General features: G+C 51.5%; 1 protein-coding gene. It reads left to right on the top strand.

What is annotated here, in order from left to right; translation table 11 throughout:
• Nucleotides 1–11: 11 nt before the first annotated feature.
• On the top strand, nucleotides 12–822 hold an 811-nt coding region (locus JCM12308_RS27530), incomplete at its 3' end, for a calcium-binding protein (RefSeq protein ID WP_280138438.1).

Raw genomic sequence — 822 nt, forward strand, 5'->3', positions numbered from 1 at the left:
CCAATGAGACCTTGAAAGGAACAGCGGCAACTGACGTGATCCATGGTTTGGCTGGCAACGACAAGCTCTATGGTTATGCCGGAAACGACAAGCTCTATGGTGGTGAAGGCAATGACTATTTTTGGGGTGATGCTGGAGCAGATCTGATCGATGGCGGACCGGGTGTAGACTTTGCTCGCTATGGCGCCTCAAATGTTGCAGTTCATATCAACCTATCTACTGGGACAGCCTCTGGGGGCTACGCTCAAGGAGATGTTCTGTTAAACATTGAGAGCCTTGAAGGGTCTAACTTTGATGATGTCCTTATTGGAGACGATCGTAGCAATGGTCTTTATGCCTTAAGCGGCAAGGATCGCCTTGAAGGCAAGGGCGGTAATGATACTCTCAATGCTTACGGCTCTGGTGCTGACATCCTCGATGGCGGAGAAGGCAGTGACGTCGCTCGCTACTACTACGCCAAGTCTGGCGTTACCGTGAACCTGGCAGATCCTAGCCAGAACAAAGGGGATGCGAAAGGTGATACATACATCTCCATTGAACGTATCATGGGAACCCGCGATCATGCTGACACGCTGATTGGTGATGCTGGTAACAACACGCTTTATGGTTATGGTGGCGATGACATCCTCAATGGCGGCGCTGGCAGTGATGCACTTTACGGAGGTGCTGGCGCTGATCAGTTAATAGGCGGTACTGGCGGAGGAGATTCAGCAAGATACACGGCCTCTCCGGCGGGTGTATCTGTAAACCTGACAACAGGGGCTGTCTCGGGAGGCTATGCAGAAGGAGATACTCTGTCTGGCATTGAGTATGTTGAAGGTT

Source organism: Pseudovibrio denitrificans JCM 12308 (genome assembly GCF_001310815.1).
GTDB classification, from domain to species: Bacteria; Pseudomonadota; Alphaproteobacteria; order Rhizobiales; family Stappiaceae; genus Pseudovibrio; species Pseudovibrio denitrificans.